Origin of the sequence: Chryseobacterium sp. MDT2-18, from assembly GCF_030815285.1 — a bacterium.
Taxonomy (GTDB): Bacteria; Bacteroidota; Bacteroidia; order Flavobacteriales; family Weeksellaceae; genus Kaistella; species Kaistella salivictor.
On record NZ_JAUSWQ010000002.1, the window covers coordinates 296,222 to 322,711 of the forward strand.

General features: G+C 36.4%; 29 protein-coding genes. 23 read left to right on the plus strand and 6 right to left on the minus strand.

Going from position 1 to position 26,490, the window contains the following annotated elements; genetic code table 11:
• Window positions 1-5 precede the first annotated feature (5 nt).
• The 6 genes from fabF to QF004_RS03280 form a co-directional block, all read right to left on the minus strand.
• Window positions 6-1,250, minus strand: coding sequence for a beta-ketoacyl-ACP synthase II (fabF, locus tag QF004_RS03255; RefSeq protein WP_133439470.1), 1,245 nt, complete (start codon window positions 1,248-1,250; stop codon window positions 6-8).
• Between the two features lie 26 nt (window positions 1,251-1,276).
• A complete protein-coding gene (locus tag QF004_RS03260; RefSeq protein WP_002976354.1) occupies window positions 1,277-1,516 on the minus strand; it encodes an acyl carrier protein in 240 nt (79 codons plus the stop codon).
• A 341-nt stretch (window positions 1,517-1,857) separates the two neighbouring features.
• Window positions 1,858-2,781: a formimidoylglutamase gene (gene hutG / locus QF004_RS03265; protein ID WP_307422644.1), complete on the minus strand. Its 924-nt coding sequence runs from the start codon at window positions 2,779-2,781 to the stop codon at window positions 1,858-1,860.
• A 184-nt stretch (window positions 2,782-2,965) separates the two neighbouring features.
• Window positions 2,966-3,907, minus strand: coding sequence for a 1,2-phenylacetyl-CoA epoxidase subunit PaaA (gene paaA / locus QF004_RS03270; protein WP_307422646.1), 942 nt, complete (start codon window positions 3,905-3,907; stop codon window positions 2,966-2,968).
• Window positions 3,908-3,935: 28 nt separating this feature from the next.
• A complete protein-coding gene (locus QF004_RS03275) occupies window positions 3,936-4,193 on the minus strand; it encodes a hypothetical protein (RefSeq protein WP_133439474.1) in 258 nt (85 codons plus the stop codon).
• A 27-nt stretch (window positions 4,194-4,220) separates the two neighbouring features.
• Window positions 4,221-5,309 (minus strand): FAD-binding oxidoreductase, encoded by a 1,089-nt coding sequence (locus QF004_RS03280; protein WP_133439475.1) that lies wholly within the window; start codon window positions 5,307-5,309, stop codon window positions 4,221-4,223.
• A gap of 339 nt (window positions 5,310-5,648) precedes the next feature.
• Between QF004_RS03280 and clpB the strand changes: the two genes are divergently transcribed.
• The 23 genes from clpB (at window position 5,649) to rplV (ending at window position 26,486) form a co-directional block, all read left to right on the plus strand.
• Entirely contained in the window at window positions 5,649-8,240 is a 2,592-nt protein-coding gene (clpB, locus tag QF004_RS03285) for an ATP-dependent chaperone ClpB (protein ID WP_307422650.1), read from the plus strand.
• Between the two features lie 1,088 nt (window positions 8,241-9,328).
• Entirely contained in the window at window positions 9,329-11,254 is a 1,926-nt protein-coding gene (locus QF004_RS03290; RefSeq protein WP_307422653.1) for an ABC-F family ATP-binding cassette domain-containing protein, read from the plus strand.
• 139 nt (window positions 11,255-11,393) lie between these two features.
• Window positions 11,394-12,722, plus strand: a complete 1,329-nt coding sequence (locus tag QF004_RS03295) for a hydroxymethylglutaryl-CoA reductase, degradative (protein ID WP_307422655.1) — start codon at window positions 11,394-11,396, stop codon at window positions 12,720-12,722.
• 1 nt (window position 12,723) lies between these two features.
• On the plus strand, window positions 12,724-12,894 hold the full coding sequence (locus tag QF004_RS03300) for a hypothetical protein (RefSeq protein ID WP_165983196.1): 171 nt from the start codon (window positions 12,724-12,726) through the stop codon (window positions 12,892-12,894).
• A gap of 1 nt (window position 12,895) precedes the next feature.
• Window positions 12,896-13,282 (plus strand): DUF423 domain-containing protein, encoded by a 387-nt coding sequence (locus QF004_RS03305; protein WP_307422658.1) that lies wholly within the window; start codon window positions 12,896-12,898, stop codon window positions 13,280-13,282.
• Window positions 13,283-13,305: 23 nt separating this feature from the next.
• Window positions 13,306-13,566 (plus strand): hypothetical protein, encoded by a 261-nt coding sequence (locus tag QF004_RS03310; RefSeq protein WP_307422662.1) that lies wholly within the window; start codon window positions 13,306-13,308, stop codon window positions 13,564-13,566.
• 2 nt (window positions 13,567-13,568) lie between these two features.
• On the plus strand, window positions 13,569-14,435 hold the full coding sequence (locus tag QF004_RS03315) for a DMT family transporter (RefSeq protein ID WP_307422664.1): 867 nt from the start codon (window positions 13,569-13,571) through the stop codon (window positions 14,433-14,435).
• A 116-nt stretch (window positions 14,436-14,551) separates the two neighbouring features.
• Window positions 14,552-15,745 (plus strand): ADP-forming succinate--CoA ligase subunit beta, encoded by a 1,194-nt coding sequence (gene sucC, locus QF004_RS03320; protein WP_307422667.1) that lies wholly within the window; start codon window positions 14,552-14,554, stop codon window positions 15,743-15,745.
• Between the two features lie 412 nt (window positions 15,746-16,157).
• On the plus strand, window positions 16,158-16,571 hold the full coding sequence (gene rpsL / locus QF004_RS03325; RefSeq protein ID WP_034718671.1) for a 30S ribosomal protein S12: 414 nt from the start codon (window positions 16,158-16,160) through the stop codon (window positions 16,569-16,571).
• A gap of 25 nt (window positions 16,572-16,596) precedes the next feature.
• Window positions 16,597-17,073: a 30S ribosomal protein S7 gene (gene rpsG / locus QF004_RS03330; protein WP_133439483.1), complete on the plus strand. Its 477-nt coding sequence runs from the start codon at window positions 16,597-16,599 to the stop codon at window positions 17,071-17,073.
• Window positions 17,074-17,079: 6 nt separating this feature from the next.
• Window positions 17,080-19,197, plus strand: coding sequence for an elongation factor G (gene fusA, locus QF004_RS03335; protein WP_133439484.1), 2,118 nt, complete (start codon window positions 17,080-17,082; stop codon window positions 19,195-19,197).
• A gap of 19 nt (window positions 19,198-19,216) precedes the next feature.
• Entirely contained in the window at window positions 19,217-19,522 is a 306-nt protein-coding gene (gene rpsJ / locus QF004_RS03340; protein ID WP_056035238.1) for a 30S ribosomal protein S10, read from the plus strand.
• A gap of 340 nt (window positions 19,523-19,862) precedes the next feature.
• Window positions 19,863-20,171 (plus strand): hypothetical protein, encoded by a 309-nt coding sequence (locus tag QF004_RS03345; RefSeq protein ID WP_307422674.1) that lies wholly within the window; start codon window positions 19,863-19,865, stop codon window positions 20,169-20,171.
• Between the two features lie 48 nt (window positions 20,172-20,219).
• A complete protein-coding gene (locus tag QF004_RS03350) occupies window positions 20,220-20,972 on the plus strand; it encodes a GLPGLI family protein (RefSeq protein WP_307422679.1) in 753 nt (250 codons plus the stop codon).
• A complete protein-coding gene (locus QF004_RS03355; RefSeq protein ID WP_307422682.1) occupies window positions 20,956-21,783 on the plus strand; it encodes a GLPGLI family protein in 828 nt (275 codons plus the stop codon). Before QF004_RS03350 ends, QF004_RS03355 begins: the two co-directional genes overlap by 17 nt.
• 79 nt (window positions 21,784-21,862) lie before the next feature.
• A complete protein-coding gene (locus QF004_RS03360; protein ID WP_307422688.1) occupies window positions 21,863-22,135 on the plus strand; it encodes a DUF1294 domain-containing protein in 273 nt (90 codons plus the stop codon).
• Complete coding sequence (locus tag QF004_RS03365) at window positions 22,132-22,926, plus strand: GLPGLI family protein (RefSeq protein ID WP_307422691.1); 795 nt, start codon at window positions 22,132-22,134, stop codon at window positions 22,924-22,926. Before QF004_RS03360 ends, QF004_RS03365 begins: the two co-directional genes overlap by 4 nt.
• Window positions 22,927-23,378: 452 nt before the next feature.
• Window positions 23,379-24,005, plus strand: coding sequence for a 50S ribosomal protein L3 (gene rplC / locus QF004_RS03370; RefSeq protein ID WP_133439491.1), 627 nt, complete (start codon window positions 23,379-23,381; stop codon window positions 24,003-24,005).
• Entirely contained in the window at window positions 23,996-24,625 is a 630-nt protein-coding gene (gene rplD, locus QF004_RS03375; protein ID WP_133439492.1) for a 50S ribosomal protein L4, read from the plus strand. Before rplC ends, rplD begins: the two co-directional genes overlap by 10 nt.
• A gap of 3 nt (window positions 24,626-24,628) precedes the next feature.
• The gene (rplW, locus tag QF004_RS03380; RefSeq protein WP_133439493.1) at window positions 24,629-24,919 is read left to right on the plus strand and encodes a 50S ribosomal protein L23; all 291 of its coding nucleotides are present in this window, start codon (window positions 24,629-24,631) and stop codon (window positions 24,917-24,919) included.
• 60 nt (window positions 24,920-24,979) lie between these two features.
• A complete protein-coding gene (gene rplB, locus QF004_RS03385; protein WP_133439495.1) occupies window positions 24,980-25,801 on the plus strand; it encodes a 50S ribosomal protein L2 in 822 nt (273 codons plus the stop codon).
• A 2-nt stretch (window positions 25,802-25,803) separates the two neighbouring features.
• Entirely contained in the window at window positions 25,804-26,082 is a 279-nt protein-coding gene (gene rpsS, locus QF004_RS03390) for a 30S ribosomal protein S19 (protein WP_039341565.1), read from the plus strand.
• Window positions 26,083-26,084: 2 nt separating this feature from the next.
• The gene (gene rplV / locus QF004_RS03395; protein WP_125024494.1) at window positions 26,085-26,486 is read left to right on the plus strand and encodes a 50S ribosomal protein L22; all 402 of its coding nucleotides are present in this window, start codon (window positions 26,085-26,087) and stop codon (window positions 26,484-26,486) included.
• The last annotated feature ends 4 nt before the right edge of the window (window positions 26,487-26,490 follow it).

A 26,490-nucleotide genomic window follows, 5' to 3' on the forward strand; every position in this document is an offset into this window, starting at 1 on the left:
TGGTCTTAAATTTTGGTAAAGAGTACACAGGCATTATGTCCGCCGAAACCGAAAGTGTTACTCATGGCAACTTTCACTTCTTTTTTCACGGCATGATTAAATGTGAAATTCAATCTTCTGTCAATGTTTTCATCATCCGTAAAGTGATTGATGGTAGGAGGTACAATGTTGTGAATAATGGTATGTATTGCTGCAATCGCTTCAACAACTCCTGCTGCACCAAGTAAATGGCCAGTCATCGATTTGGTAGAATTAATCTGAATGTCGAAAGCGTGTTCTCCCAATAATTTTGAAATTGCATTAGATTCAGCAATATCTCCCAATGGAGTAGAAGTCCCATGCATATTGATGTGATCTACTTCATCGGCCGTAATGCCGGCATCTTCCAAACAGTTTTTCATTACGAGATAAGCGCCCAGTCCTTCAGGATGTGGTGCCGTCATATGATAGGCATCTGCACTCATTCCACCGCCTTTTAGTTCAGCATAAATCGTTGCGCCACGTTTTACGGCGTGCTCATATTCTTCCAAAATAATACAACCTGCTCCTTCACCAAGAACAAATCCGTCACGATCTTTATCGAACGGTCTTGAGGCAGTTTTAGGATCATCATTTCTGGTAGAAAGTGCCATCATTGCATTAAATCCGCCAACGCCACTTGCAGTGACTGCGGCTTCAGAACCCCCACAAACGATTACATCAGCTTTTCCTAACTGAATCAGCATTTTGGAATCGATAAGAGCATTTGCAGAAGATGCACATGCGGAAACTGTTGCATAGTTAGGGCCATGGAAACCATATTCTATGGAAATGTGTCCCGGTGTAATGTCCACGATCATCTTTGGAATAAAGAAAGGATTGAATCGAGGAATATCAGTATTCGCCCAACCCAAAACCTCTTTTTCAAAAGTTTCTAAACCACCAATTCCAGAACCCCAAATTACGCCAACGCGATTTTTGTCAACATTGGACTCAATGATGCCAGAGTGCGCTACGGCTTCTCTTGCGGCAACGAGACCCAGTTGCGTATTACGGTCCATTTTTTTAGCTTCTTTCTTATCGAAATGTTCCAATGGATCGAAGTCTTTGACTTCGCACGCAAATTTGGTTTTGAACTTTGAGGCATCAAAAAGAGTAATAGGAGCGGCTCCGCTCTCACCTTTCACAAGGCTTTCCCAGTATTCTTTAGCGTTTTTTCCAACAGGCGTAATCGCGCCAAAGCCGGTTACAACTACTCTTTTCAATTCCATAAATTTTGTTCTTTGTTGATAGAATATTATTTGTTCACTACTTCTTCAATGTAAGCAATAGCGTGTCCTACCGTAGTTATTTTTTCTGCTTGATCATCAGGAATCTGAATGTTAAATTCTTTTTCGAATTCCATAATTAGTTCTACAGTATCCAAAGAATCAGCTCCTAAATCGTTAGTGAAGCTAGCTTCTGGAGTTACTTCTGTTTCTTCAACGTCGAGTTTATCAGCGATGATAGCTTTTACTCTTGATGCAATGTCTGACATAGTAAGTTATTTTTAATTAATTGTTAGTTGCTGCAAAGATATAAAATTCTTTATGATTTGAACTTTTTTTACCAAATTTTAAATCAGGCGTGAAATGAATTTTAATAAAGACTGAACTCCAACTTGCTCTGACCGTACAATGCCGCTGTAATATTTCTACCGCAAAACTGACATTGTTGTTTTATTGGTGTTTTTGACGGATTGAAAGTCAATAAGTTAAAACTTTAATCTATAAGTTTCTGAAATGACATTCTTTTTTTTCTCTTTTAAGTAGGGAAGGAATCTGTCCTTTTTTGTAAACTGCGATTAGGTGAATTTACTTCTAATTATCGGTGAAAAATTTAATTTTCGGTCAGTATAAACCATTCATTGACCAAAGAGGCGGCAAGTCTCGCTGTGATTTCATTAGGATCATAGGTCGGATTTACTTCGGCAACATCCATTGCAACCTGTTTTTTAGATTTCAGAATATGCTTGAGCAAGTGCATGAAAGCTGCGTCGGCAAAAATTCCGTTGTAAGCCAAGGCCGAAACGCCCGGAGCGATTGAAACATTGAAAACATCCATGCAAATGGTTACATAAATAACATCTGATGTTTCTATAAATTCATTAAGTTTAGAATATAGGTTGGGGAGATTATCAAAAAACAGTTCTTCTGCCAAAATATAGTTCATGCCATATTCATGAGCGGTATCAAACAGTTTCAACGTATTTGAATTTCTCTGAATTCCGATATGCATGGAATGAATCCCGCCTTCCTGAGCAATTTGCCAAAAACCAGATCCTGAACTTGAGCCAATTTCAGGATCGATTTCCCGATTGTCAAAATGAGCATCAATATTAATAATTCCAATTTTTTGAGTGGGAAATGCTTTTCTTATTCCGGAATAATGAGCGTAAGTAACTTCGTGCCCTCCGCCGAAAACGATTGATTTGCCTTTTCTTTTTAAAACTTCAGCAACTTTATTCGCGAGTTCGTCTTGGGTTTTTTCTAAATTTTCGTCCGGACAATATATATTACCAAAATCTTTCAGCGTAAATTCCGGATTGACGACGGGGAAATTCGAACTGTTTTTGCGGATCATATCAGGAGCGTCTTTTGCACCGATTCTTCCTTTGTTTCTTTTTACACCTTCATCCACGGCAAAACCATGCAAAACAAAATCGTTTTCCAAAATGTTATCGTAATTATTCTCCAAAGTTACTCTTTGAAAAACTCTGTGATAAAGCGGTTCATCGCCATCGAATCGTCCTTGCCAGATCATGAATCGTAATTTTTAATTTTAATTTTAATTCAAAATGCGAAAAGAAAAGTTAAAAATAAGAAGCTATTCAAAAGGATGAGAAAGGTAAAATCTTTTTTGGATAACTTTTGCAAAAATTTTGAATAGCTTATAATTATAGGTGTTCTTTTCTGCCTTTTGCGGTTTTAAAGATATTGTGGGACTTCTAACTGTTAACTGTTTTTTCCGAATTCGATGCATACGCCATCGCCGCATCCTTCACCCAGGAATGTTCCCGCTGGGCTTTTCTCTTGGTTTCCAAACGTTTTTTATTGCAAGGGCCGTTTCCTTTCAAAACTTCCATGAATTCATCCCAAGGCAAATCTCCGAAATCGTAATGTTGGGTTTCTTCATTCCATTTTAAATTTTCATCAGGAATTTTTAATCCTAAAAACTCTGCCTGAGAAACGGTTACATCTACAAATCTTTGACGCAAATCGTCATTGCTTTCTCTTTTTACCCGGTAATTCATGGATTTTTGAGAGTTCGGAGAATCGGCATCATTCGGGCCAAACATCATAAGAGCCGGCCACCAAAAACGGTTCAAGGCTTCCTGTGCCAGATTTTTCTGTTCTTTCGTTCCGCGGCAAAGCGTCATCAAAATTTCATAACCTTGTCTCTGGTGAAAAGATTCTTCTTTGCAAATTCTCACCATCGCTCTGGAATATGGGCCGTAAGAATTTCCCATCAACATAACCTGATTCATAATTGCAGCGCCATCAACCAACCAGCCGATCGCTCCAATATCTGCCCAGGAAAGTGCAGGATAATTGAAGATGCTCGAATATTTGGCTTTTCCGGAAAGCATATCGTTATAAGTAGAATCGCGGTCTGCGGCAATTTCTCCGTTATTCAAAGTTTCTGTCGCAGCATACAAATAAAGGCCGTGTCCTGCTTCATCCTGAATTTTTGCAAGCAATGCCATTTTTCTCCTCAAAGTAGGAGCGCGGGAAATCCAGTTGGCTTCGGGAAGCATTCCCACAATTTCGGAATGGGCATGCTGGGAAATCTGTCTCACCAATAATTTTCTGTAATCATCGGGCATTACGTCTTTCGGTTCCACTTTATTTTCTGCCTGTACGTATTCTAAAAATTTATCTTGATTCATGAGGTTTTTTTTATTAAAAATTGCCGGTTTACTGCGCATTGATTGCGTCTTCTTCCGGCAGATAAAGACCGATTCTTCCTTCAGAGAATTCGCCGACGACAAAATTTATTGTTTTTTCGGGACTTCTGATTTCGTATTCGTTGAAGAGGTATGGATTTCCACTTAGGGGGCCAATTACTTCAATCTTTCGGTCAGCGCAATGCCAATAGTGATTCCAAATATTAATTCCTTCTACTTTAAATTCTTTTTCTTCTTCAATTAAGGACGCAAATTTCCAGTTTTTCATGATTGGTGATTTTTTAAATAAAACAGATTAAACATCATAATTCAGCATCACCACATTGGTGGTCGGGTGACACTGACAGGTTAATACAAAACCCCGCTCCACCTCGTCGTCGGTGAGTGCGAAGTTTTTTTCCATAAATACTTCACCTTCCATGACCTGTGCTTTGCACGTGCAGCAAACGCCACCTTTGCAGGCAAATGGAACAGGAAGTTTCTCTGCTAAAGCCTGGTCTAAAATACTCTTTTTCTTTGAATTCAGATGGAATGAATATTCGTCATCATCAATAATTAAAGTCACCATGCTTTCTAAATTAGGAATGGCTTTGAATTCATCGCTCATTTCTGCATTTCCTTCTTCGTCAGGTGCTGCGTAATATTCGTACATGATCTGAAGCGACGGAACTTTCTTTTCTTTTTTCAGATAATCCGAAATTCCTTTGATCATTTCAGACGGTCCGCAGATAAAATAGGTGGAATCCTGAACGGGAATATCGGTAAATCTCTGGAATAAAAGATCGAGTTTCTCTGCTGAAATTCTTCCTTCGAAAAGTTCGTCTTCAAAATGCTTTTCTCTGGACAACAGGAAAATGACTTTTAATCTTCCTTCAAATTTCTCCACCAAATCATCAATTTCTTTTTTAAAAATGATATCGGTGAAACTTTTATTGCTGAAGAACAGATAAGCTGAACTCTGTGGTTCCTGGTAAAGCGCTTCTTTGATATTGGACAAAACCGGAGATATTCCGCTTCCTGCGGCCAAACCAATGTAGGTTTTTTGATTCGAAATATGATAATGCGTGTAAAAATGTCCGCTCGGAGCCATTACTTCAACGCTATCGCCCACTTTTAGTTCACGGTTAAGATAAGTTGAAACTTTTCCCTGGTCCAGATGTTTTACTAGGATTTCCAGTTCCGGATTTTCTTCGCTTGGCGCGTTGATGATAGAATAGCTTCTGCGCAAATCGTCTTCCCCAAAAACAAATCTTACATTCAGATATTGTCCTTGTTTAAAAGAAAATTCGTGTTTTAAGTTTTCCGGGATTTCGAAAGCGATATGTACGCAATCATTGGTTTCCCGTGATACTTTTGTTGCTTTTAGTTGATGAAAATGATGCATAGTATTTTAAAAACTCAATAAAAGTGAGTTCAACAAATATACTTATTTTTTGAAAAGTATAAAAACGGCGTATTTATTTCATTCATTATTTTAAATAGGTGCATTTTCTTGAAAATCTTGGGATGCAAGAAATTGATAGATTCTCAAAAGTGGAAATATTGGCTTACTGTTTTAATTTAATTTATTGATTTCGGAAATTTTGACTGATTTCTTTTGATTATAATCAAAAGAATAGTTTTTGAGGAGTAGAAATAAGAATTTAATAATGATAAAAAAATAGTGAGAATTCGAAAATGGTTAAGAGTTCTTTCTGTTTCAGAACACTAAAAACATATAATTATGAACTTAGATCAATATACCGTAAAATCGCAGGAAGCCATTCAGAAATCGCAACAGATTGCGATGGAGTTCGGCAACCAAAGCATTGAGCCCCAACACTTACTGGAAGGTATTTTTCAAATAGATGAAAATATTTCTCAATTTTTATTAAAGAAATCGGAAGCCGAATTAACTTTAGTCAGAGAAAGAAACCGCGAGAATATCGAAAAACTTCCAAAGGTAGAAGGTGGTAATATTTACCTCTCACAACCTACGAATAAAGTGTTGCTGGATGCTCCAAATGTTGCCAAGAAAATGGGTGACGAATTTGTAACCATCGAGCATCTTTGGCTTTCCCTTCTCGATGTGAATTCCGATGTTTCGAAAATGCTCAAAGATATGGGACTTACAAAAAGTGGGTTGGAAACCGCCATCAAAGAATTGCGCAAAGGTTCGAAAGCGACTTCAGCAAGTTCCGAGGAAACTTATCAAAGCTTAAATAAATACGCGAAGAATTTTAATGAACTCGCTGCTGAAGGAAAACTTGATCCGGTTATCGGCAGAGATGAAGAAATTCGTAGAGTTTTGCAGATTCTTTCCAGAAGAACCAAGAATAATCCCATATTAATCGGTGAACCCGGAGTCGGTAAAACTGCGATTGCAGAAGGAATCGCACACCGGATTATTTCCGGCGATATCCCTGAAAATTTACAGGACAAAACTTTGTTTTCTCTCGACATGGGCGCTTTGATTGCCGGTGCAAAATACAAAGGAGAATTTGAAGAGAGACTGAAATCTGTCATTAATGAAGTCATTAAATCTGATGGCCAAATTATTCTATTCATCGATGAGATTCATACTTTAGTGGGTGCAGGCGGCGGAGAAGGAGCGATGGATGCTGCAAATATTTTGAAACCGGCTCTGGCAAGAGGAGAGCTCAGAGCCATCGGCGCGACAACTTTAAATGAATATCAAAAATATTTTGAAAAAGATAAAGCATTAGAAAGACGTTTTCAGAAAGTGATGGTTGAAGAGCCGGATACCGAATCTGCAATTTCCATTTTGCGAGGAATTAAAGATAAATATGAAGCTCACCACAAAGTCCGGATTAAAGATGAAGCCATTATTGCTGCAGTGGAGCAGTCTCAGCGGTATATTTCTGACCGTTTTTTACCGGACAAAGCCATCGATTTAATTGATGAGGCTTCCGCGAAATTAAGAATGGAAATCAATTCAAAACCAGAAGCGCTGGATGTTCTGGATCGTAAACTGATGCAGATGGAAATTGAATTGGCTGCGATTTCAAGGGAAGGCAATGATGTCAGAGTCGGTCATTTGAAAGAAGATATTTCAAAAGTTTCTGAGGAGCGAAATGAGATCAACGCAAAATGGCTCAAAGAAAAACAAAAATCAGAGGATTTAACTTCCATTAAAAAAGAGATTGAAGCGTTGAGATTAGAAGCTGAGCGAGCTTCCAGAGCTGGTGATTACGCTAAAGTTGCCGAAATTCAGTATGGGAAAATTAAAGAAAAAGAAAGCGATTTGCAGAAACTTGAACTCGAGATGCAAAACAACCAGAATGAATTAATTAAGGAAGAAGTTATGGCAGAAAATATCTCGGAAGTAATTTCAAAATGGACGGGAATTCCGGTGACTAAATTAATACAGTCCGAACGGGAAAAATTATTGCATCTGGAAGACGAACTCCATAAAAGAGTCGTTGGCCAGAATGAGGCGATAGAATCCGTCGCAAACGCGATCCGAAGAAACCGTGCGGGATTGAATGATGAGAAAAAACCGATCGGAAGTTTCTTATTCCTTGGAACGACAGGGGTTGGAAAAACCGAGTTGGCAAAAGCGCTTGCAGAATATCTTTTCGACGACGAAAATAATATGACCAGAATCGATATGAGTGAATATCAGGAAAGACATTCCGTTTCACGGCTCGTGGGTGCTCCTCCGGGATATATCGGTTATGAGGAAGGCGGGCAGTTAACGGAAGCTGTCCGCAGAAGACCTTATTCAGTCGTTCTTTTAGACGAGATTGAAAAAGCGCATCCGGATGTTTTCAACACTTTGCTGCAGGTTTTAGATGACGGAAGATTAACGGATAATAAAGGAAGAGTTGTCAATTTTAAAAATTCGATTATTATTATGACCTCCAATTTAGGGTCGCCGTTAATTATGGAGAATTTCGAAAATATTACAGATAATAATGTAGAGGAAATCGTATACAAAACAAAAGAACAGGTTTTTGAACTGCTTAAACAAACATTAAGACCAGAGTTCATTAACCGGATTGATGAAATAGTTCTTTTCCAGCCTTTGAACAGAAAAGAAATCGGAAAAATCGTGCATTATCAATTGCAGGACTTCAACAGAATGTTGGAGAAAAGAGGAATTATCATCACTGCAACCGACGATGCCGTGGAATATGTGATGAACAAAGGTTACGATCCGGCATTCGGAGCGCGGCCTTTAAAAAGAGTTCTTCAGCAGGAAGTTCTGAATAAACTGTCCAGGGAAATACTGGCCGGCCATGTGAATGATGGCGACCGGATCACTCTGGATTACTTTGAGGAAAGTGGCCTGGTCTTTAGAGCGACAGAGTGAACGTAATATTATATATCATTAAAAAACCGTCCATTTGACCTTTCAAATGGACGGTTTTGTTTGTAGGCTGATATGCAGTTGCATTTTTGGAGCGGAGAGATTTGTTTTTGTTTATAACAAAACGGTTAATTTCTATTTAACATAATGTGGCAAAGTATTTGCTTTCTCTAAAATGAAAAATTTTTTTTCATCATTTGTGTTTTTGGATCCGCTGAGCAATCAGCGGATCCATTTTTTAAAAATTTATGGTTGTTGAAAAAAGATGAAAAATACTTTGAATAAAATTTTGTCATTCAAAAAATAAGCGCAATATTTGCAGTGTTCAATGCTTGTACAAGCAAAGAATAAATTTTTTTTCATCATTTGTGTTTTTAGAATCCATCAGTCATGATGGATTCTTTTGTTTGGTATTGATGGTGGAAATGTTTTTAATTTAAAAATAAACCGCCAATATGTTTTGTTATGCAAACAATAATACCGACCTTTGTACCATTCAATGCTTGTAAAAGCAAAGAATAATTTTTTTTCATCATTTGTGTTTTTAGAATCCACTTTCATCGGTGGATTCTTTTTTATTAAAAAAAGAAACTATAAATGACGGCCAAATCGCTTCTGCGACAAAGCTTTTCACAAAAATACTATCAAGACGTTCTTTAGGAACGGTGACGACAACAAAGGTGCTTTTCAGTGCGTAAGGTTTCTTTTCAGAATGATAATAAGTGTATGGGGTCTGGGGAAATAGATGGATTTTATGTATTGCAAGATTTTATTTTTACTAAAATTAATTTTGAAGAATTCTAACTTTCGGCATCTCAGATATAGCCGGGATCAACATTGAAAGCCCAAAACCTTTTACCGCTTTTTTTATTTTAAATAAAAAGTAAGCACATACCCCGAGGTTTCTGCAAGTCAGTAACTTTTGGTGGAAAGGCTGATTAGATTCTTTATTTTGAATATTAAAATACCGGTAAATTTAAATATTTAACTTGAAAAATTCAGTAACTGGCCGCGCAACTTAGTCTGTAATTCAATTAGTTTCACTACTTTTGCACCTCGAAAATTCACTTATCAATTAGTATTCAAAAAATATGATTTCTGTTCAAAATTTAGGTCTTCATCACTCTGGGAATTACCTTTTTCAAAATGTAAATTTCACCATCAAAAAGGATGATAAAATCGGTTTGGTCGGCAAAAACGGAGCGGGCAAATCGACCTTGCTAAAGATGATTACCGGCGAAATTAATTTCTACGAAGGGAGTATTGTTCCCGAAGGAAATGTGACCATGGGTTTCCTGAAGCAGGATCTGGATTTTGTAAAAGGAAGAACCGTTTGGGATGAAACCATGCAGGCGTTTGAGCAAATCAATGCCATGAAAAATGAACTCGATGAAGTGAATCATCAGCTGGTGACCAGAACCGATTATGAAAGTCAAGCGTATGAAAATATAATTCACCGTATGACCGAATTGAATGATCTTCTGATGCATTACGACGCCTATAATCTGGAAGGTGATGTGGAGAAAATCCTGTTGGGTTTAGGTTTTAAAGCGGATGATTTTCATAAAATCACCGATGAGTTTTCCGGAGGTTGGCGAATGAGAATCGAACTCGCAAAATTACTTCTGCAGAAAAACGATTTGATGTTACTCGATGAGCCTACGAATCACCTGGATATGGAATCCATCATTTGGCTGGAAAGTTTTTTGAAAGATTATCCGGGATCCATCGTTCTTGTGAGTCACGATAAGCAATTTATGACTTCTGTTTGTAACCGAACTTTCGACATTAATAATAAAAAAGTTGACGATTACAAAGCCAACTACACCAAATATTTAGAGTTAAGTTTAGAAAGAAAAGAAAAACAAATTCAAGCCAAGAAAAATCAGGATGTAGAAATCAAGCAAATGGAAGACAATATCAACCGTTTCCGCGCTTCTGCAACTAAGTCTTCTTTCGCGCAATCTTTGATAAAGAAACTGGATAAATTAGAAAGAATTGAAGTTGATACTGATGATGTTTCCAAATTTAATATTCGATTTCAACCCGCTGTAACTCCGGGAAAAGTAGTTTTTGAAGCTAAAAATTTAGGAAAAGCATACGGTAAAAAACAAATTTTTGATGGCGTTGATTTCTTCATAGAACGTGGACAGCGAATTGCTTTGCTAGGTCAAAATGGGCAAGGAAAAACAACTTTGGCGAAAATTTTATCTGGAGAAATTACCGATTATTCCGGTGAATGGAATCTCGGTCACAATGTAAACATTGGTTATTTTGCCCAAAATCAGGAAGAAGTTTTAACCCCGAATAAAACCGTTTTAGAGGAAGCTGAAGATTCTGCTACTGAAGAAACCCGTCCTCGTGTTCGTGATCTATTGGGAAGTTTCCTTTTTCAAGGTGATGATGTTACGAAGAAAACAAAAGTGCTTTCCGGAGGGGAACGTAACCGTTTGGCCTTGTGTAAATTGTTGCTCCGTCCGTTTAATACTTTGATTATGGATGAGCCTACGAATCACCTGGATATTCAGTCCAAAGAAATTATCAAATTGGCACTGCAGAAATTCGAAGGAACGCTGATCGTAATTTCTCACGACCGTGAATTTCTCCAAGGTTTAAGTGATAAGATTTTCGAATTCCGTGACGGAACGATGAAAGAATTTTTGGGAGATATTAATGATTATCTGGCCTTCCGTCAGAAAGAAAGTATCCGCGAAGTTTCTGCCGAAAAATCGAAATTGCAGGAAATGAGAAACGAACCTGTTGCAGAAAAAGTAATTGAAAAACCGATCGAAAAAAAGATGGTTATTGTTTCGAAAGATCAAAAGAATATTCAAAATAAAATAAAGAAAGTAGAAGAAAAAATCTCTGAACTCGAACTGAAAATCGAGGACATGGAAGCGACTTTTACCACCGAAAATCCTTCAGCGGAAACGTTGGAAACTTACAATTCCAGAAAAGCAGATTTGGATTTGGCGTTGCAGGAATGGGAGTTTTTGGGAACGCAGTTCGAAGGTTAAAAAAATCTTCGAAGTTCTAAAATTTTATTTTTAAAAAATCGCCACGAATGCACGAATGAATTTTATTCGTGCATTCGTGGCGTTATAACCAAAAACTTCCATACAAAAATTCCTATCTTTGAACTTTAATTAAACTTCAATGAATCACAGTCCGGTAGAAGGTTTTTCTAAACTTTCAAAACAAAGAAAAATAGATTGGCTTATTAATGAATATCTGAATGAAGACCGCAGTTATGAGCAGATTTTACAGCAATATTGGAACGGCGATCACACCCTTCAAAAACTCCACGAAGAGTTTTCCGAAAACACGATTTCTAATTTTTATATGCCTTATGGAATTGCTCCAAACTTCCTGATTGATGGGAAATTATTGGCATTGCCAATGGCAGTTGAAGAAAGTTCGGTGGTTGCAGCCGCTTCCAAGGCCGCAAAATTTTGGATTGATAAAGGTGGTTTCAAAACAACAATTATTAACACCAAAAAATTAGGTCACACACATTTTATTCTGAATGTGGAACCTCATAAATTACAGCATTTCTTTAACTTTAAATTAAAGAAAAGATTGTTTGAAGCGACCGAAGAAATCACCAAAAACATGCGAAATCGTGGTGGTGGAATTTTAAACATTCGTCTCATCGATAAAACTGCGGATTTGGAAAATTATTTTCAACTGAAAGCGAGTTTCGATACCGTAGATTCTATGGGTGCTAATTTCATCAATTCCTGCTTGGAACAGTTCGGAAAAACTTTGACAGAAGAAGTTCAGAAAGAAGAAAGTTTCACGCAGGAAGAAAAAGATTCGCTGCAGATTGTCATGAATATTCTTTCCAATTTCACGCCGGATTGTATTGTACGTGCCGAAGTTTCCTGCAAAATTGAAGACCTGAAAGACGACAGCGGAATTTCTAACGAAGAATTTGCAACCAAATTTAAACGCGCGGTGACCATCGCCGAAATCGAGCCTTTCCGTGCGACTACTCATAATAAAGGAATTATGAACGGAGTTGACGCAGTTGTAATTGCGACAGGAAATGATTTCCGTGCAACCGAAGCCTGCGCGCATGCTTACGCCGCAAAAGACGGAAAATACTCAAGTTTGACGCACTGCACAACCGATAACGGAATTTTCAGATTTTGGATTGATCTTCCAATTTCTGTAGGTGTTGTTGGTGGTTTGACGAATCTTCATCCGCTGGTAAAATTTTCTCTGGCTTTGCTCGGGAAACCTTCTGCGCAGGAACTGATGAGTATTTTAGCGGTTTCCGGTTTGGCTCAAAATTTTGGCGCATTGCGTTCTTTGGTGACGACGGGAATTCAGAAAGGGCACATGAAAATGCATCTGTTCAACATCCTGAACCAATTGGGAGCAACCGAAGAAGAGAAAAATCATTTTGTCACTTATTTTAAAGACAAAACGGTGACGCATCATGAAGTGATTACGGAGTTTAATAAATTGAGGAATAAATAATATGTTGCAACTTTTTTTAGGGCTTTTAATTTTAATTTTCGGGGTTTTTCTGAAAACAACCAAAGACCCGGGATTTGCCAAATCAAAGAAATTTTCGTGGATGTTTATTCTCATCGGAATATTATCCATCATGGGAAAATTAGTTATCATGTATCAACAGGGAGAATTATAATATGAAAAATTTAACATTAATCATCGGAGCCGTTTATGGTTTGGTTTCCGTAATTTTAGGAGCATTCGGGGCGCATGCTTTAAAGAAAGTTTTATCAATTGATAAGCTCGCCAGTTTTGAAACCGGAGTAAAATATCAAATGTATTCCGCACTTTTTTTATTGATCGTGGGATATATTTTAAAATTTGAAACCCCTTCGGAAAAGTGGATTTCTATCTTAATGATTGCGGGAACGTTTCTGTTTTCGGTGAGTATTTATTTGTTGGCATTTAGTGAAGTGGCAGCGATTCCATCGAAAGCGATCGGGCCAATAACGCCGCTTGGTGGTTTGCTGATGATTATTTCCTGGGCGATGCTGATCTTTTATTTTGTGAAAGCAAAATTTTAAATCCTGGACTTCAAACTTATTGTATGTTTTTCTTCATCGCTGGAAATTCACAGAAATTAGTCGGAAAAGAATCCCGTAAAATCAATAAAAACGGATTTTTGGTGAATGCAGAAATCAAAGTTTTTAATAATTATATTACACTTTTCTTTATTCCACTCATTCCGCTTGGTAAAAAATACAGCTTCTACATTCCGCATTCAGATGAGTATTACGAGAATGATTATTTCTCGAAAATGCCTGCGGAATATTTAGAAATCTGCAAAGAAGTCGGTAGAAAATATTGAACATGACGAGACCGAGAATCGCTTTATTTCTAGGGATTTTGTGTATTTCCATTTTCCCTGTAATCGTCCGGATGAATCTCACATCGGGATTAATTTCTGCGTTCTATAGAATGGCAATTGCTACGGCGATTCTTTTGCCATTTGCTCTTTATAAGAACAAACTTAAGTTAGAAAACGTCAAAATGCTTTTGCCAATAATGGTTTGCGGCGTTTTGTTTGCTTCAGATATTGCCGTTTGGAATATTTCAATTCAGAATTCATCTGCCACGCAGGCGACTTTGCTTACGAATCTTTCTCCGATCTGGGTCGGAATATTTTCCTTTGTTTTTTTGAGTTACCGGCCGCGAAAAAGTTTTTGGATCGGAACTTTAATCGCTTTAATAGGAATGACGGTTTTTGTAGGGATTGATGTGATTTTAGAATTGAAATTAGACGTCGCTTTCTTCCTCGGTATTCTTTCAGGATTACTGTATGCTTTGTATATTTTGGTGAGCAAAAGGCTGTTGGAGCAATTAGAAGTCATTACTTTTATTACTTACAGCATGATTTTCAGTACTGTTTTTCTTTTCATTATTAATGTTGTTTTCGGAGAACAGTTTTTCGGTTTTTCAGATAAGGCCTGGGTTTCACTTGTTATTCAGGGAGTTGTTTGCCAGTTAATCGCATGGTTGCTCATCAGTTATGCGACCCAGAATATGCGGGCGACCAGAGTTTCCTTAAGTCTGTTGAGTCAGGCGATTTTTGCCACTATTTTAGCGGCAGTTTTTGTGAACGAAAAAATCACGGTGGTTCAAATGGTTGGCAGTATTATAATATTAGCCGGGATTGCAACTACCTTTTATGAAAAGAGAAAACCTGCAATTCAGTAATTTTAAGAACATTAAAACCGTTTTTGCCAAAAATTTCAATGGGTTCAACTGTTATCTTCTCAAATTTTCTTAAATTTGTCAATCTTTAAAAAAAATAAATATCTAATTAAAATATTATGAATCTTCACGAGTACCAATCCAAAGAGATTTTGGCAAAATACGGAGTTAACATCCAACGAGGTTTTATTGCAAACACTGTGGAAGAAGCAGAAGCAGTAGCGAAAAAACTGACTGAAATGAACGGTAACGAAGGCTGGGTCGTTAAAGCACAGGTTCACGCAGGTGGACGTGGAAAAGGCGGCGGTGTAAAGTTTTCACCGAACATGGAAAAACTGAAAGAAAATGCCGGAAACATCATCGGAATGCAGTTGGTTACTCCACAAACTTCTGCTGAAGGGAAAAAAGTAAATTTCGTTTTGGTAGCTGAAGATGTATATTATCCTGGAGAAACAGAAACCAAAGAGTTTTATGTTTCTATCCTTTTGGATCGTGCACAAGGCAAGAATATGATCGTATATTCTACAGAAGGTGGTATGGATATCGAGCACGTTGCCGAAGTGACGCCACATTTAATTCATAATGAAGTCGTAGATCCTTGTGTTGGTTTACAAGGTTTTCAGGCGAGAAAAATCGCATTCAACTTAGGTTTGGAAGGAGCTGCGTTCAAGGATTTTGTTAAATTTATTACGAATTTATACAGTGCTTACGTTGGGATTGATGCTTCTCTTTTTGAAATCAACCCTGTATTGAAAACTTCTGACAATAAAATTATTGCGGTAGATGCAAAAGTTTCTTTGGATGATAATGCATTGTTCCGTCACAAAGATTTGGCTGAATTAAGAGATACAAGAGAAGAAGATCCTACAGATGTTGAAGCCGGTGAAGCTGGTTTGAACTTTGTGAAACTTGATGGTGACGTTGCCTGTATGGTAAACGGAGCTGGTTTGGCGATGGCGACCATGGATATCATTAAATTATCTGGCGGTAACCCGGCAAACTTCTTAGACGTTGGTGGTACAGCCGATGCAGAAAGAGTTCAGAAAGCTTTCGGTATTATTTTGAAAGATCCGAATGTTAAGGCTATTCTGATTAATATTTTTGGAGGAATCGTACGTTGCGACCGTGTTGCCCAAGGTGTTGTAGATGCTTACAAAGCGATGGGAAGCCTTCCGGTTCCGTTGATCGTGAGATTGCAAGGAACCAACGCTGTTGAAGCAAAAGAGTTAATCGATCATTCCGGTTTACCGGTTCATTCAGCAATCACGTTGGAAGAAGCTGCTAATAAAGTAAAAGAAGTTTTAGGTCACTAAAATTATATTTATAATTAATGAAAGCCGTTCAGTAATTGAGCGGCTTTTTTGTGTAATGAATTATTATTTTTAAATATATTTTACATTTACAGACAGGTTATTGCTTTATAGCTTATCGTGACAAAGATTTCGTTCCGCTGCATAATAAGAGGGCGGCAAAGAATTATTGTACAACTCCTTAATATATGTTGAGTGGCGTCGGCTTTATAATTTCTGAGATTTAGGATAGTTTTTCTACTTTAGAAGTAAAGTGCGAAACAGCCGGTGGAATAATTTCGAAGAATTCTCGGTAATGCCTTTGTAATCTCATAAAAAATAATTTCGCTGAAAGTAATTGTAAATTATTGTAATTCAGGGTTTGCTAATTCAAAATAATTTCCTATTTTTGCCCCCTAAAATAAAAAGCAATTTAATGCCTACTATTCAACAATTAGTAAGAAAAGGAAGAGTCTCGCTTGCCAAGAAGAGCAAATCGGCTGCCCTTGAATCTTGTCCACAAAGACGAGGTGTATGTACAAGAGTATATACCACCACTCCTAAGAAACCTAACTCTGCGCTTAGAAAAGTTGCAAGGGTAAGACTTTCAAACGGTAAAGAAGTTAACGCCTATATCCCGGGCGAAGGACATAATCTTCAAGAGCACTCGATAGTATTGGTTAGAGGCGGAAGGGTGAAAGACCTACCGGGAGTACGTTATCACATTGTTCGTGGAGCTTTGGATACCGCAGGAGTAGCTGGAAGAACCCAGAGAAGATCAAAGTACGGAGCGAAAAGACCAAAACCAGGTCAGGCAGCTGCGGCACCTGCAAAAGGTAAGAAAAAGTAATCATTAATTTTTAAGAAACGAAACAATGAGAAAGACAAAAGCGAAAAAAAGACCGTTGTTACCGGATCCAAAATTTAATGATCAACTGGTAACAAGATTTGTAAACAATTTGATGTTTGATGGTAAAAAGTCAATCGCATTCAAAATTTTCTATGACGCATTAGACATCGTAGAAAGTAAAAAAGGAGATAACGAAAAGCCGGCTCTGGAAATCTGGAAAGATGCTTTGACGAACGTTATGCCTCACGTAGAAGTACGATCTAGAAGAATCGGGGGTGCGAACTTCCAGATTCCAATGCCAATCAGAGCTGATAGAAAAATTTCTATGGCGATGAAATGGTTAATTAAATATTCTACAGCTAGAAATGATAAATCAATGGCTCAGAAATTAGCTACTGAAGTTATCGCTGCTGCAAAAGAAGAAGGTGCTGCGTACAAAAAGAAAACAGACACTCATAGAATGGCTGAAGCAAACAAAGCATTTTCACACTTTAAATTCTAATCTGAAATGGCAAGAGATCTTAAGTATACAAGAAACATTGGTATCGCTGCGCACATTGATGCAGGGAAGACCACCACTACAGAAAGGATTTTATTTTACACAGGTAAAGTTCACAAATTAGGGGAAACTCACCAGGGTTCATCACAAATGGACTGGATGGAGCAGGAAGCAGAAAGAGGTATTACCATTACTTCCGCTGCAACAACCTGTAAATGGGTGTTCCCAAGATCAGAGGGAAAGCCTACACCTGATTCTCACGAATACCACTTTAATATTATCGATACACCAGGACACGTAGATTTTACGGTAGAGGTAAATCGTTCTTTAAGAGTATTAGACGGTTTGGTATTTTTATTCTCAGCGGTTGACGGTGTTGAGCCTCAATCCGAAACCAACTGGAGATTGGCTGACAATTACAATGTTGCGAGAATGGGATTCGTAAACAAAATGGACAGACAAGGTGCTGACTTTCTTATGGTTGTAAACCAGGTGAAGGAAATGTTAGGATCCAATGCAGTTCCAATCGTTTTACCAATCGGTGCTGAAGAAACTTTCACAGGAGTAGTAGATTTGATTAAGAACCGTGCTATTATGTGGCATGATGATACTCAGGGAGCTACTTTCGACGTTATTCCAATTCCGGAAGATATGTTGGATGAAGTACACATGTACAGAGAAAAATTAGTTGAAGCAGTTGCTGATTATGATGACACTTTGATGGAGAAATTCTTCGAAGATCCGGATTCAATTTCAGAAGACGAAATCAACGCAGCTTTGAGAAAAGCGACCATCGATATGTCGATTATCCCAATGACTTGTGGTTCTTCATTTAAGAATAAAGGAGTACAGTTTATGTTGGATGCAGTATGTAAGTACTTGCCTTCACCAATGGATAAAGAAGCAATCTATGGTACCAATCCAAAAACTGATGAGGAAGTTGAAAGACATCCTACCGTTCAAGATCCATTTGCAGCATTGGCATTTAAGATTGCTACCGATCCTTTCGTAGGAAGACTGGCATTCTTTAGAGCCTATTCAGGAAGACTTGATGCAGGTTCTTATGTATTAAACACAAGATCTGGTAACAAAGAAAGAATCTCCAGAATCTATCAAATGCACGCGAACAAGCAAAATCCTGTAGAATATATTGAAGCAGGTGATATTGGTGCAGCGGTTGGATTTAAAGATATTAAAACTGGTGATACATTGTGTGATGAGAAATTCCCAATCGTTCTAGAATCGATGGTTTTCCCAGATCCAGTAATCGGTATCGCAGTAGAACCTAAGACAAAAGCAGATCAGGATAAAATGGGGAACGCTTTGGCAAAACTGTCAGAAGAAGATCCTACTTTCCAGGTGAAAACCGACGAAGCTTCCGGTCAGACGATTATTTCAGGAATGGGTGAACTTCACCTTGATATCTTGATCGACCGTATGAGAAGAGAGTTTAAGGTAGAGGTTAACCAAGGTGAACCACAAGTAGAATACAAAGAAAACTTAACACAAGTTGCTGCTCACAGAGAAGTTTACAAAAAACAATCCGGTGGACGTGGTAAATTTGCTGATATTCAGTTCGAATTAGGCCCAACCGATGACGGTAAAGCTGGATTAGTATTCGTAAATGAGATCAAAGGTGGTAACATTCCAAGAGAATTTATTCCATCGGTAGAAAAAGGTTTCAAAGAATCTATGAAAAACGGTCCTTTAGCAGGATTTGAAGTAGAAGGAATCAAAGTAACTTTGAAAGACGGATCTTTCCACGCAGTGGATTCAGATGCATTATCTTTCGAACTTGCAGCAAAAATGGGCTTCAGAGAAGCAGGTAAAAAAGCGAAACCGGTAATCATGGAACCAATCATGAAACTGGAAGTAGTAACTCCAGAAGAATACATGGGAGATATCGTAGGGGACCTTAACAGAAGAAGAGGAACCGTAAACGGTATGGATGACAGAAACAACGCGAAAGTAATCAAAGGATTCGTTCCACTTTCCGAGATGTTCGGTTATGTAACTTCACTGAGAACCCTGTCTTCAGGTAGAGCAACATCTTCTATGGAATTCGAAAAATACGAAGCAGCCCCACAAAGTGTCGCTGAAAAAGTAATCGAAAAAGCAAGAGGTTAATTATTTAAATTAGATCAAAATGTCACAAAGAATCAGAATAAAATTAAAATCTTACGATTACAGTTTAGTAGACAAATCTGCTGAGAAAATCGTAAAAACGGTAAAAGCTACCGGTGCTGTTGTAAACGGCCCGATTCCTTTGCCAACGAATAAGAGAATCTTCACCGTGTTGAGATCTCCTCACGTAAACAAAAAAGCAAGAGAACAGTTCCAACTATCTGCACACAAAAGATTGATGGACATCTATTCTTCTTCTTCTAAAACTGTAGATGCCCTAATGAAATTAGAGTTACCTTCAGGAGTTGACGTAGAAATTAAAGTGTGATGATTTGCACTTTGCTATGATAATAAAATCCCTTTTCGAAAGATTAGGGATTTTTTGTTTGATTAAAGTTTCAGTTGTTGATGAAATTTTTTTTTTTTTTTTTGGAGCAACAGGAGTTTCGTCTATTACGATTCCTGGCTATCCCATTTTTACCAGCTTTTCAGTCTATGAAAGGTTGAGGATGTTAATTGTAAATCTCATTTTGGCATATAGAATTTTGTAATTTACATTCATTCTAAAATGTCACTTTCGCATTGTTTTAAGAAGAATAGCTTGCACAGGTTCAGTTTTAGTTTTAGCTTTATATTCGTGATACATTAAAAAACAAAAACAATGTATTATGAAAAAAGTATTATTATCTACGATGCTTGTCGTATGTGGAGGATTCGCAATTGCTGCCCCTGCTGAATTTAATAAACCAGAAGTAGCGGATTTAAAAGAGATCGTTCATTCTAAAAGTAATGATGGTTCTACTTTTAAAGAGGTTAAAATAGTTTCTGTTGGTGGAGTTGAAAGCTGTTATGAAAGATATTGTACCATTACCTCTTCAACGGATTCTAATGGTGTTATAACAGAAAAGAAATCTTGTTCTGATTGGTACCAAGTTCCTTGTACTGATTTAGGTGAAAGTTTGCCAAGATTGGTTTAGAAACAAAGTTATGGGCGGTACCAAACGCCCATTTTAATTTATATCTATATGATGCAGTTTAAGAAAATTTCTTTTCTCGTACTTTTTATATCTTCTTTATTCTTTTCGCAAATAAATAAAGGAGGGGTAATTTCTTATGAGCAAAATTATAAAGGTAAAACGTTAAATGCCATTTTACTTTTTGATTCAAATTATTCATTATATAAATTTTTAACTGCTAAAGAACATACTTCAATTTATACTTCATCAGATGGTTCTTTAGTCTATCCTTCTAATACAATAGATAGTAATGCAAATAAAACACGGTTTATTTTATTTGATAATGCTAAAAATTATTTTTACAATAATAACATTAATGGTAATAAAGAACATTTAATCATTGATCAAAAGAAATTTAACTGGAAGGTTTCTACTGAAGAAAAAAACATTCTAGGATATGAATGTTCAAAAGCAACTACCGTAATAGGTAACGTAGAATACATTGCTTGGTTTACAAACCAAATTCCCTTATCATACGGGCCGATTAAAATTAATGGTTTAAATGGTATTATTTTGGAAATAAGTGATGTTAATGGAGATTTAAAAATTTTGGCAAAAAATATTTCAATACAGAAGTCTAGCGCAGAAATTGAAAATTTTGCTGAAAATTACAATTTCAACTCATCTATTACTGAAGAAGAATACCAAAAGCTATTAAATAATCACCTTATTGATATTGAGAATAAAATTAATAAGCAAAGAGAATTCTATTCAAAAGAAAAAGTTATTTTAAAAAAAGAATGTAATGATTGCAATAAATAATGTTAAGTTTTTACCATATTTTTTTCTAATTCCTTTTTTATTTAATTCACAAACGAAAAGATTTTATTATAATTTAAATTTCAAACCTAGTGATAATTCCTCATTAATACAAAAAGAAATTCTAGTATTAGATATTAATGCAGATAATAATTTGTTTTATAGTAATGAATATCTTCGAATTGATTCTTTAAATAACACAAACTCTACTTTTAAATTTGCTTATCCAAAATTTAAAAAAATTATTGCATGGGAGAACAAAAAGAATAATTTCAAAGTATATAATAATCTTTCCATGAATTATTATTTCTATTCAACTACCCAAAAGATAGAATGGATATTAACGGGTGAAAAGAAAAAAATAGGAGAGTATTTAGTGCAGAAAGCAACTGGTTCTAATGGAAAAAGAATGTGGAATGTCTGGTTTACAAATGAAATAGCTTTACCTTATGGTCCATATTTTTTTAATAGTTTACCAGGGTTGGTTTTAGAAGCTTATGATGATGATGATAATTATCACTTTTCATTTATTCAAAATAAAAACTTTTCAACAATAACCGATTCAGAGAAAATTATTGAAAAATATTTAGGTGTTAGAAAATTTGAAATAAAGGAAGATGAATGGCCGAAAGTATTACTTAATTATTATAATAATCCTATTCCTGAATACAAACAAGGAAATGCCATTAGGTTGAAAAATGATGGAACTCAATTTTCAGATCAAGACTACAGAGAGTTAGAGAAAAAATTGAAACTATCTATAAAAAACAATAATAACCCTATTGATTTGAATGAAAGAATAAATTATCCGTAATGTTGATTTTTAGTTTTAGGGGGCAGTAGTTAGTAATTATTCAGTTCTTTTGTAAATAATTTTTCAGTATTTTCGTAAAATGAATGAATTCTCTATCGCTTTTCTCACTACGGTTAATACCGGAAGTTTCATCTATTTTGGACTCGACAAACGCAAAGCCATAAAACAAGAAAACCGAGTTCCCGAAACCTCATTATTAATCATGACTACCTTTGGAGGAGCAATCGGGTCAGTATTAGGAATGCTCATCTTTAATCAAAAAACCAACAAGAAAAGTTTCATATTCAAAATGTTGGCAGTAATTGTGATTCAAATTTTAATTGTATATTCGATTTACAATTATTACAAATGAAGTTGCTGTTATTTTTCTTGTTTTTAAGCATCAATTGTTATTCACAAAACATTAACGTGTATTATCAATACGTGGCATTATATGATATGGCGAATGATAAAAATGTTTTTCAAAGTGAACCGCTTGTTTTATCTATTGAGCCAGGAAATGGCAAATCTGTATTTAGAAGTTTGTATAAATCTCAAAGAGATTCAATTATAAATTCTGTAAAAGACAAAAGCTTTTCTGCGCTATCCGGATTGGCCATGCAATTACCGAAGCCTTCCTATCAATTTGTATATTTCAAGAATCCGAACTCTATACTCATTCAAGATGATGTAAATACCAAAATATATATTTATCCGAGAAACTATCCGAAAAATGAATGGAGATTAGGAAAGGAATCTAAAATAATTGGAGGTTACAAATGTCAAAATGCCTTCTTAGATTTTGGTGGTAGATCATGGGAGGCGTGGTATGCTTTAGATTTGCCACTAAATGATGGACCGATGAATTTCAGAGGACTTCCTGGTATTATTTTAGAAATGTATGATACTCAAAAACATCATGCATTCAAATTTTTAGGAATAGATTTTAGTAAGCAATTATATGTTGAACAAAATGCAGATGTCGTAAAACTTAATTCTATCGATCAGTTTAGAAAAATCAGGAAAAATGCAAAACATAATATGATTGCAGAATGGGAAGAATTAGGAGTAGTTTACTCTCCAGAAGCCAAAAAGAAAATTCATGATCAACAACGAACAGAAGAGAAAAATAGAAATCCTTTAGAACTTGTTCCAGAAGATTGAAAACTAGATGATTTTCCATTTTATAAATACTCTTTTGAAGTTAATTTTTAACTAATACCAAAAAAGGAATCATTTCGATTCCTTTTTTGGTTTCCTTGTATGACCAAAAAGCGAATTCAAGATAATATGAAAAAGAACAATAATTATTTAGAGTAGTTTCTGTTGAAAAATTTGTAAATAATAAGATTCTCCACATTTGAGAATCTTTTTTTATTCGTGTCAAGAAAACGACAATGCGAAAAGAAAAAAGAAACGGAATATTTTCAGGTGATAAAATGATAAAAAATTGTAATATGTTAAAAATCAAAATATTTTATGGTCTTATATTGTCAATTAAAATATTCTTCATACATTTGCACACTCAATTTAAGGAAGAAGTGCGCCTATTTCAAAAATAGAAAACACTGCAACCTTGATTGACAAACGAGAACTTAATTAGATATATATAAACAATGTCAGGTATTATTGGTAAAAAGATCGGGATGACATCGCTGTTTGACGAAGCTGGGAAGAATATTCCTTGTACCGTTATTCAAGCAGGTCCATGCTCGGTTTTACAGGTCAGAACCGTTGAAAAGGATGGGTACAAAGCTGCTCAACTTGGTTTCGATGACAAGAGTGAAAAGAACGTTGGTAAAGCGTTAGCCGGCCACTTCAAAAAGGCAGGTTCAACTCCAAAAGCTAAATTGGTAGAATTCTATAATGAATTCGTAGAAAATTTAAGCGTTGGAGATGAAGTGAAAGTGAACTTATTTGCGCAAGGTGAATATGTTGATGTAACAGGAACTTCAAAAGGTAAAGGTTTCCAGGGGGTTGTGAAGAGACACAATTTCCGTGGGGTAATGCAAGCGACTCATGGACAGCACAACCGATTAAGAGCCCCAGGTTCTATTGGTGCAGGTTCTGATCCTTCCAGAGTATTCAAAGGAATGCGTATGGCAGGAAGAATGGGTGGTAAGCAGGTTACCGTACAAAACCTGGAAGTGTTAAGAGTAGATGAAGAACAAAATCTTTTAGTAGTAAAAGGGGCTGTTCCGGGAGCGAAAAATTCTTATGTAATTATCAGAAAATGGAACTAGTAGTATTAAATACATCAGGAAAAGAAACCGGAAGAAGTGTATCTCTTGACGAAGCTATCTTCGGAATTGAGCCAAACCAGCACGCGGTTTACTTAGAGGTTAAGCAATATCTTGCTGCACAAAGACAAGGTACGCACAAATCAAAAGAAAGAAACGAAATCTCAGGATCAACTAAGAAACTTAAGAAACAAAAGGGTTCTGGTTCTGCTAGATACGGTAGCATCAAATCGCCAACTTTCAAAGGTGGAGGTAGAGTTTTTGGTCCAAAACCAAGAGACTACAGATTCAAATTGAATAAGGCCTTGAAAAGATTAGCTAAAAAATCTGTTCTTTCGCAAAAAATGAGAGATAATTCAATTATAGTATTAGAAGCTTTCAATTTTGAAGCTCCTAAAACCAAAGAATTTATCAGCTTGAACAATGCGTTAGGATTTGAAGGTAAAAAAGCGCTTTATATCTTACCGGAAGCGAACAAAAACGTTTATCTGTCATCAAGAAACCTGGCAAAAACCAAAGTTTTGACTTATAACGAAATCAGTTCTTACGACTTAGTAAACGCTGGTGAGATCGTATTCTTAGAAGGTGCAATAGAAAAATTCCAAGAAAATTTAAGAAAATAAATCATGTCTATTATCATTAAACCAATCATCTCAGAAAAAGCAAACTATCTTACAGATTTGAGAGGACATTATTCTTTTTTAGTTAACCCTAAATCGAATAAAATCCAGATCAAAAAGGCGATAGAAGTTGCTTACGGTGTAAAAGTAGCAGACATTAGTACAATGATTTATGCGCCTAAAGTTTCTTCGAAACACACCAAAAAAGGATTACAAGTTGGGAAAACCAGCAAATTGAAAAAAGCAGTCGTTGCCCTTGCAGAAGGAGAAGTGATTGATATTTTTGCAACCAACTAAATTAGCATAAGGGATACCCTTATGACAACAATAAAATTTTATTAATTATAAATAATTGTAATGTCTGTTAGAAAATTAAAACCTATCACCCCGGGACAGAGATTCAGAGTTGTAAACAACTTTGATGAAATTACTACCAACAAACCAGAGAAATCTCTAACCGTTGGTATTAGTAAGTCAGGTGGTCGTAACAATACTGGTAAAATGACCATGCGTTACACCGGAGGTGGACACAAACAAAAATACAGAATTATCGACTTCAAAAGAAACAAGTTTGATGTTGAAGCTACGGTAAAATCTGTTGAGTACGATCCAAACAGAACTGCTTTCATCGCTCTATTGGAATATGCAGACGGAGAGAAGAGATATATCATCGCTCCAACCGGTATTAAAGTAGATCAGAAAGTAATCTCCTCAGAGACTGCAGAGCCAAATGTTGGTAATGCGATGAAATTGAAAAACATTCCTTTGGGAACTGTTATTTCTTGTATCGAATTGAAGCCTGGTCAAGGTGGAATTATGGCAAGAAGTGCGGGATCATCGGCACAGTTAACTTCAAGAGATAAGAAATACGTAATCATTAAATTACCTTCAGGAGAATCCAGAATGGTTCTTGGAGAATGTATGGCAATGATTGGTGCAGTATCTAACCACGATCACATGCTTACCGTTTCCGGTAAAGCAGGTAGAAGCAGATGGTTGGGTAGAAGACCTAGAACAAGACCAGTAGTAATGAACCCTGTAGATCACCCAATGGGAGGTGGTGAAGGTAAGTCTTCTGGAGGTCACCCAAGATCAAGAAATGGTATGCCTTCTAAAGGTTACAAAACCAGAAAGAAAAACAAAGCGTCTAACCGTCATATCATATCTAAACGAAAATAATTATGTCAAGATCACTTAAAAAAGGACCTTTCATTCATCACACTTTAGATAAGAAGGTTCAGACAAATATAGAGTCTGGTAAGAAAACAGTAATCAAAACTTGGTCTAGAGCATCAATGATCTCTCCAGACTTCGTAGGACAAACCATCGCAGTACACAACGGAAAATCTTTTATTCCGGTATATGTAACTGAAAATATGGTAGGTCATAAGTTAGGCGAATTTTCTCCGACAAGATCTTTTAGAGGTCACGGCGGTAACAAAAATAAAGGAGGTAGATAATCATGGGATCAAGAAAAAGAGAAAGTGCATTGGCACGTAAAATAGCAAACCAGGATGTAGCAAAAGCGTTACATAATGACTGCCCGTCTTCTCCTAGAAAAATGAGATTAGTAGCTGATATCATTAGAGGAGTAGAAGTAGATAAGGCATTGAGTATCCTTAAATATTCCAAAAAAGATGCTTCAAATAAATTAGAGAAAGTACTTCTTTCTGCGATGGCTAACTGGCAATCAAAGAACGAAGGTGCTGATATCGAAGAAGCAAACTTAATCGTAAAAGAAATTATGGTTGACAGTGCAAGACAATTGAAGAGACTAAGACCGGCACCACAAGGTAGAGGTCATAGAATCAGAAAAAGATCAAACCACATCACTTTAATTTTAGGAACTAAAGATAATAAATAATCAA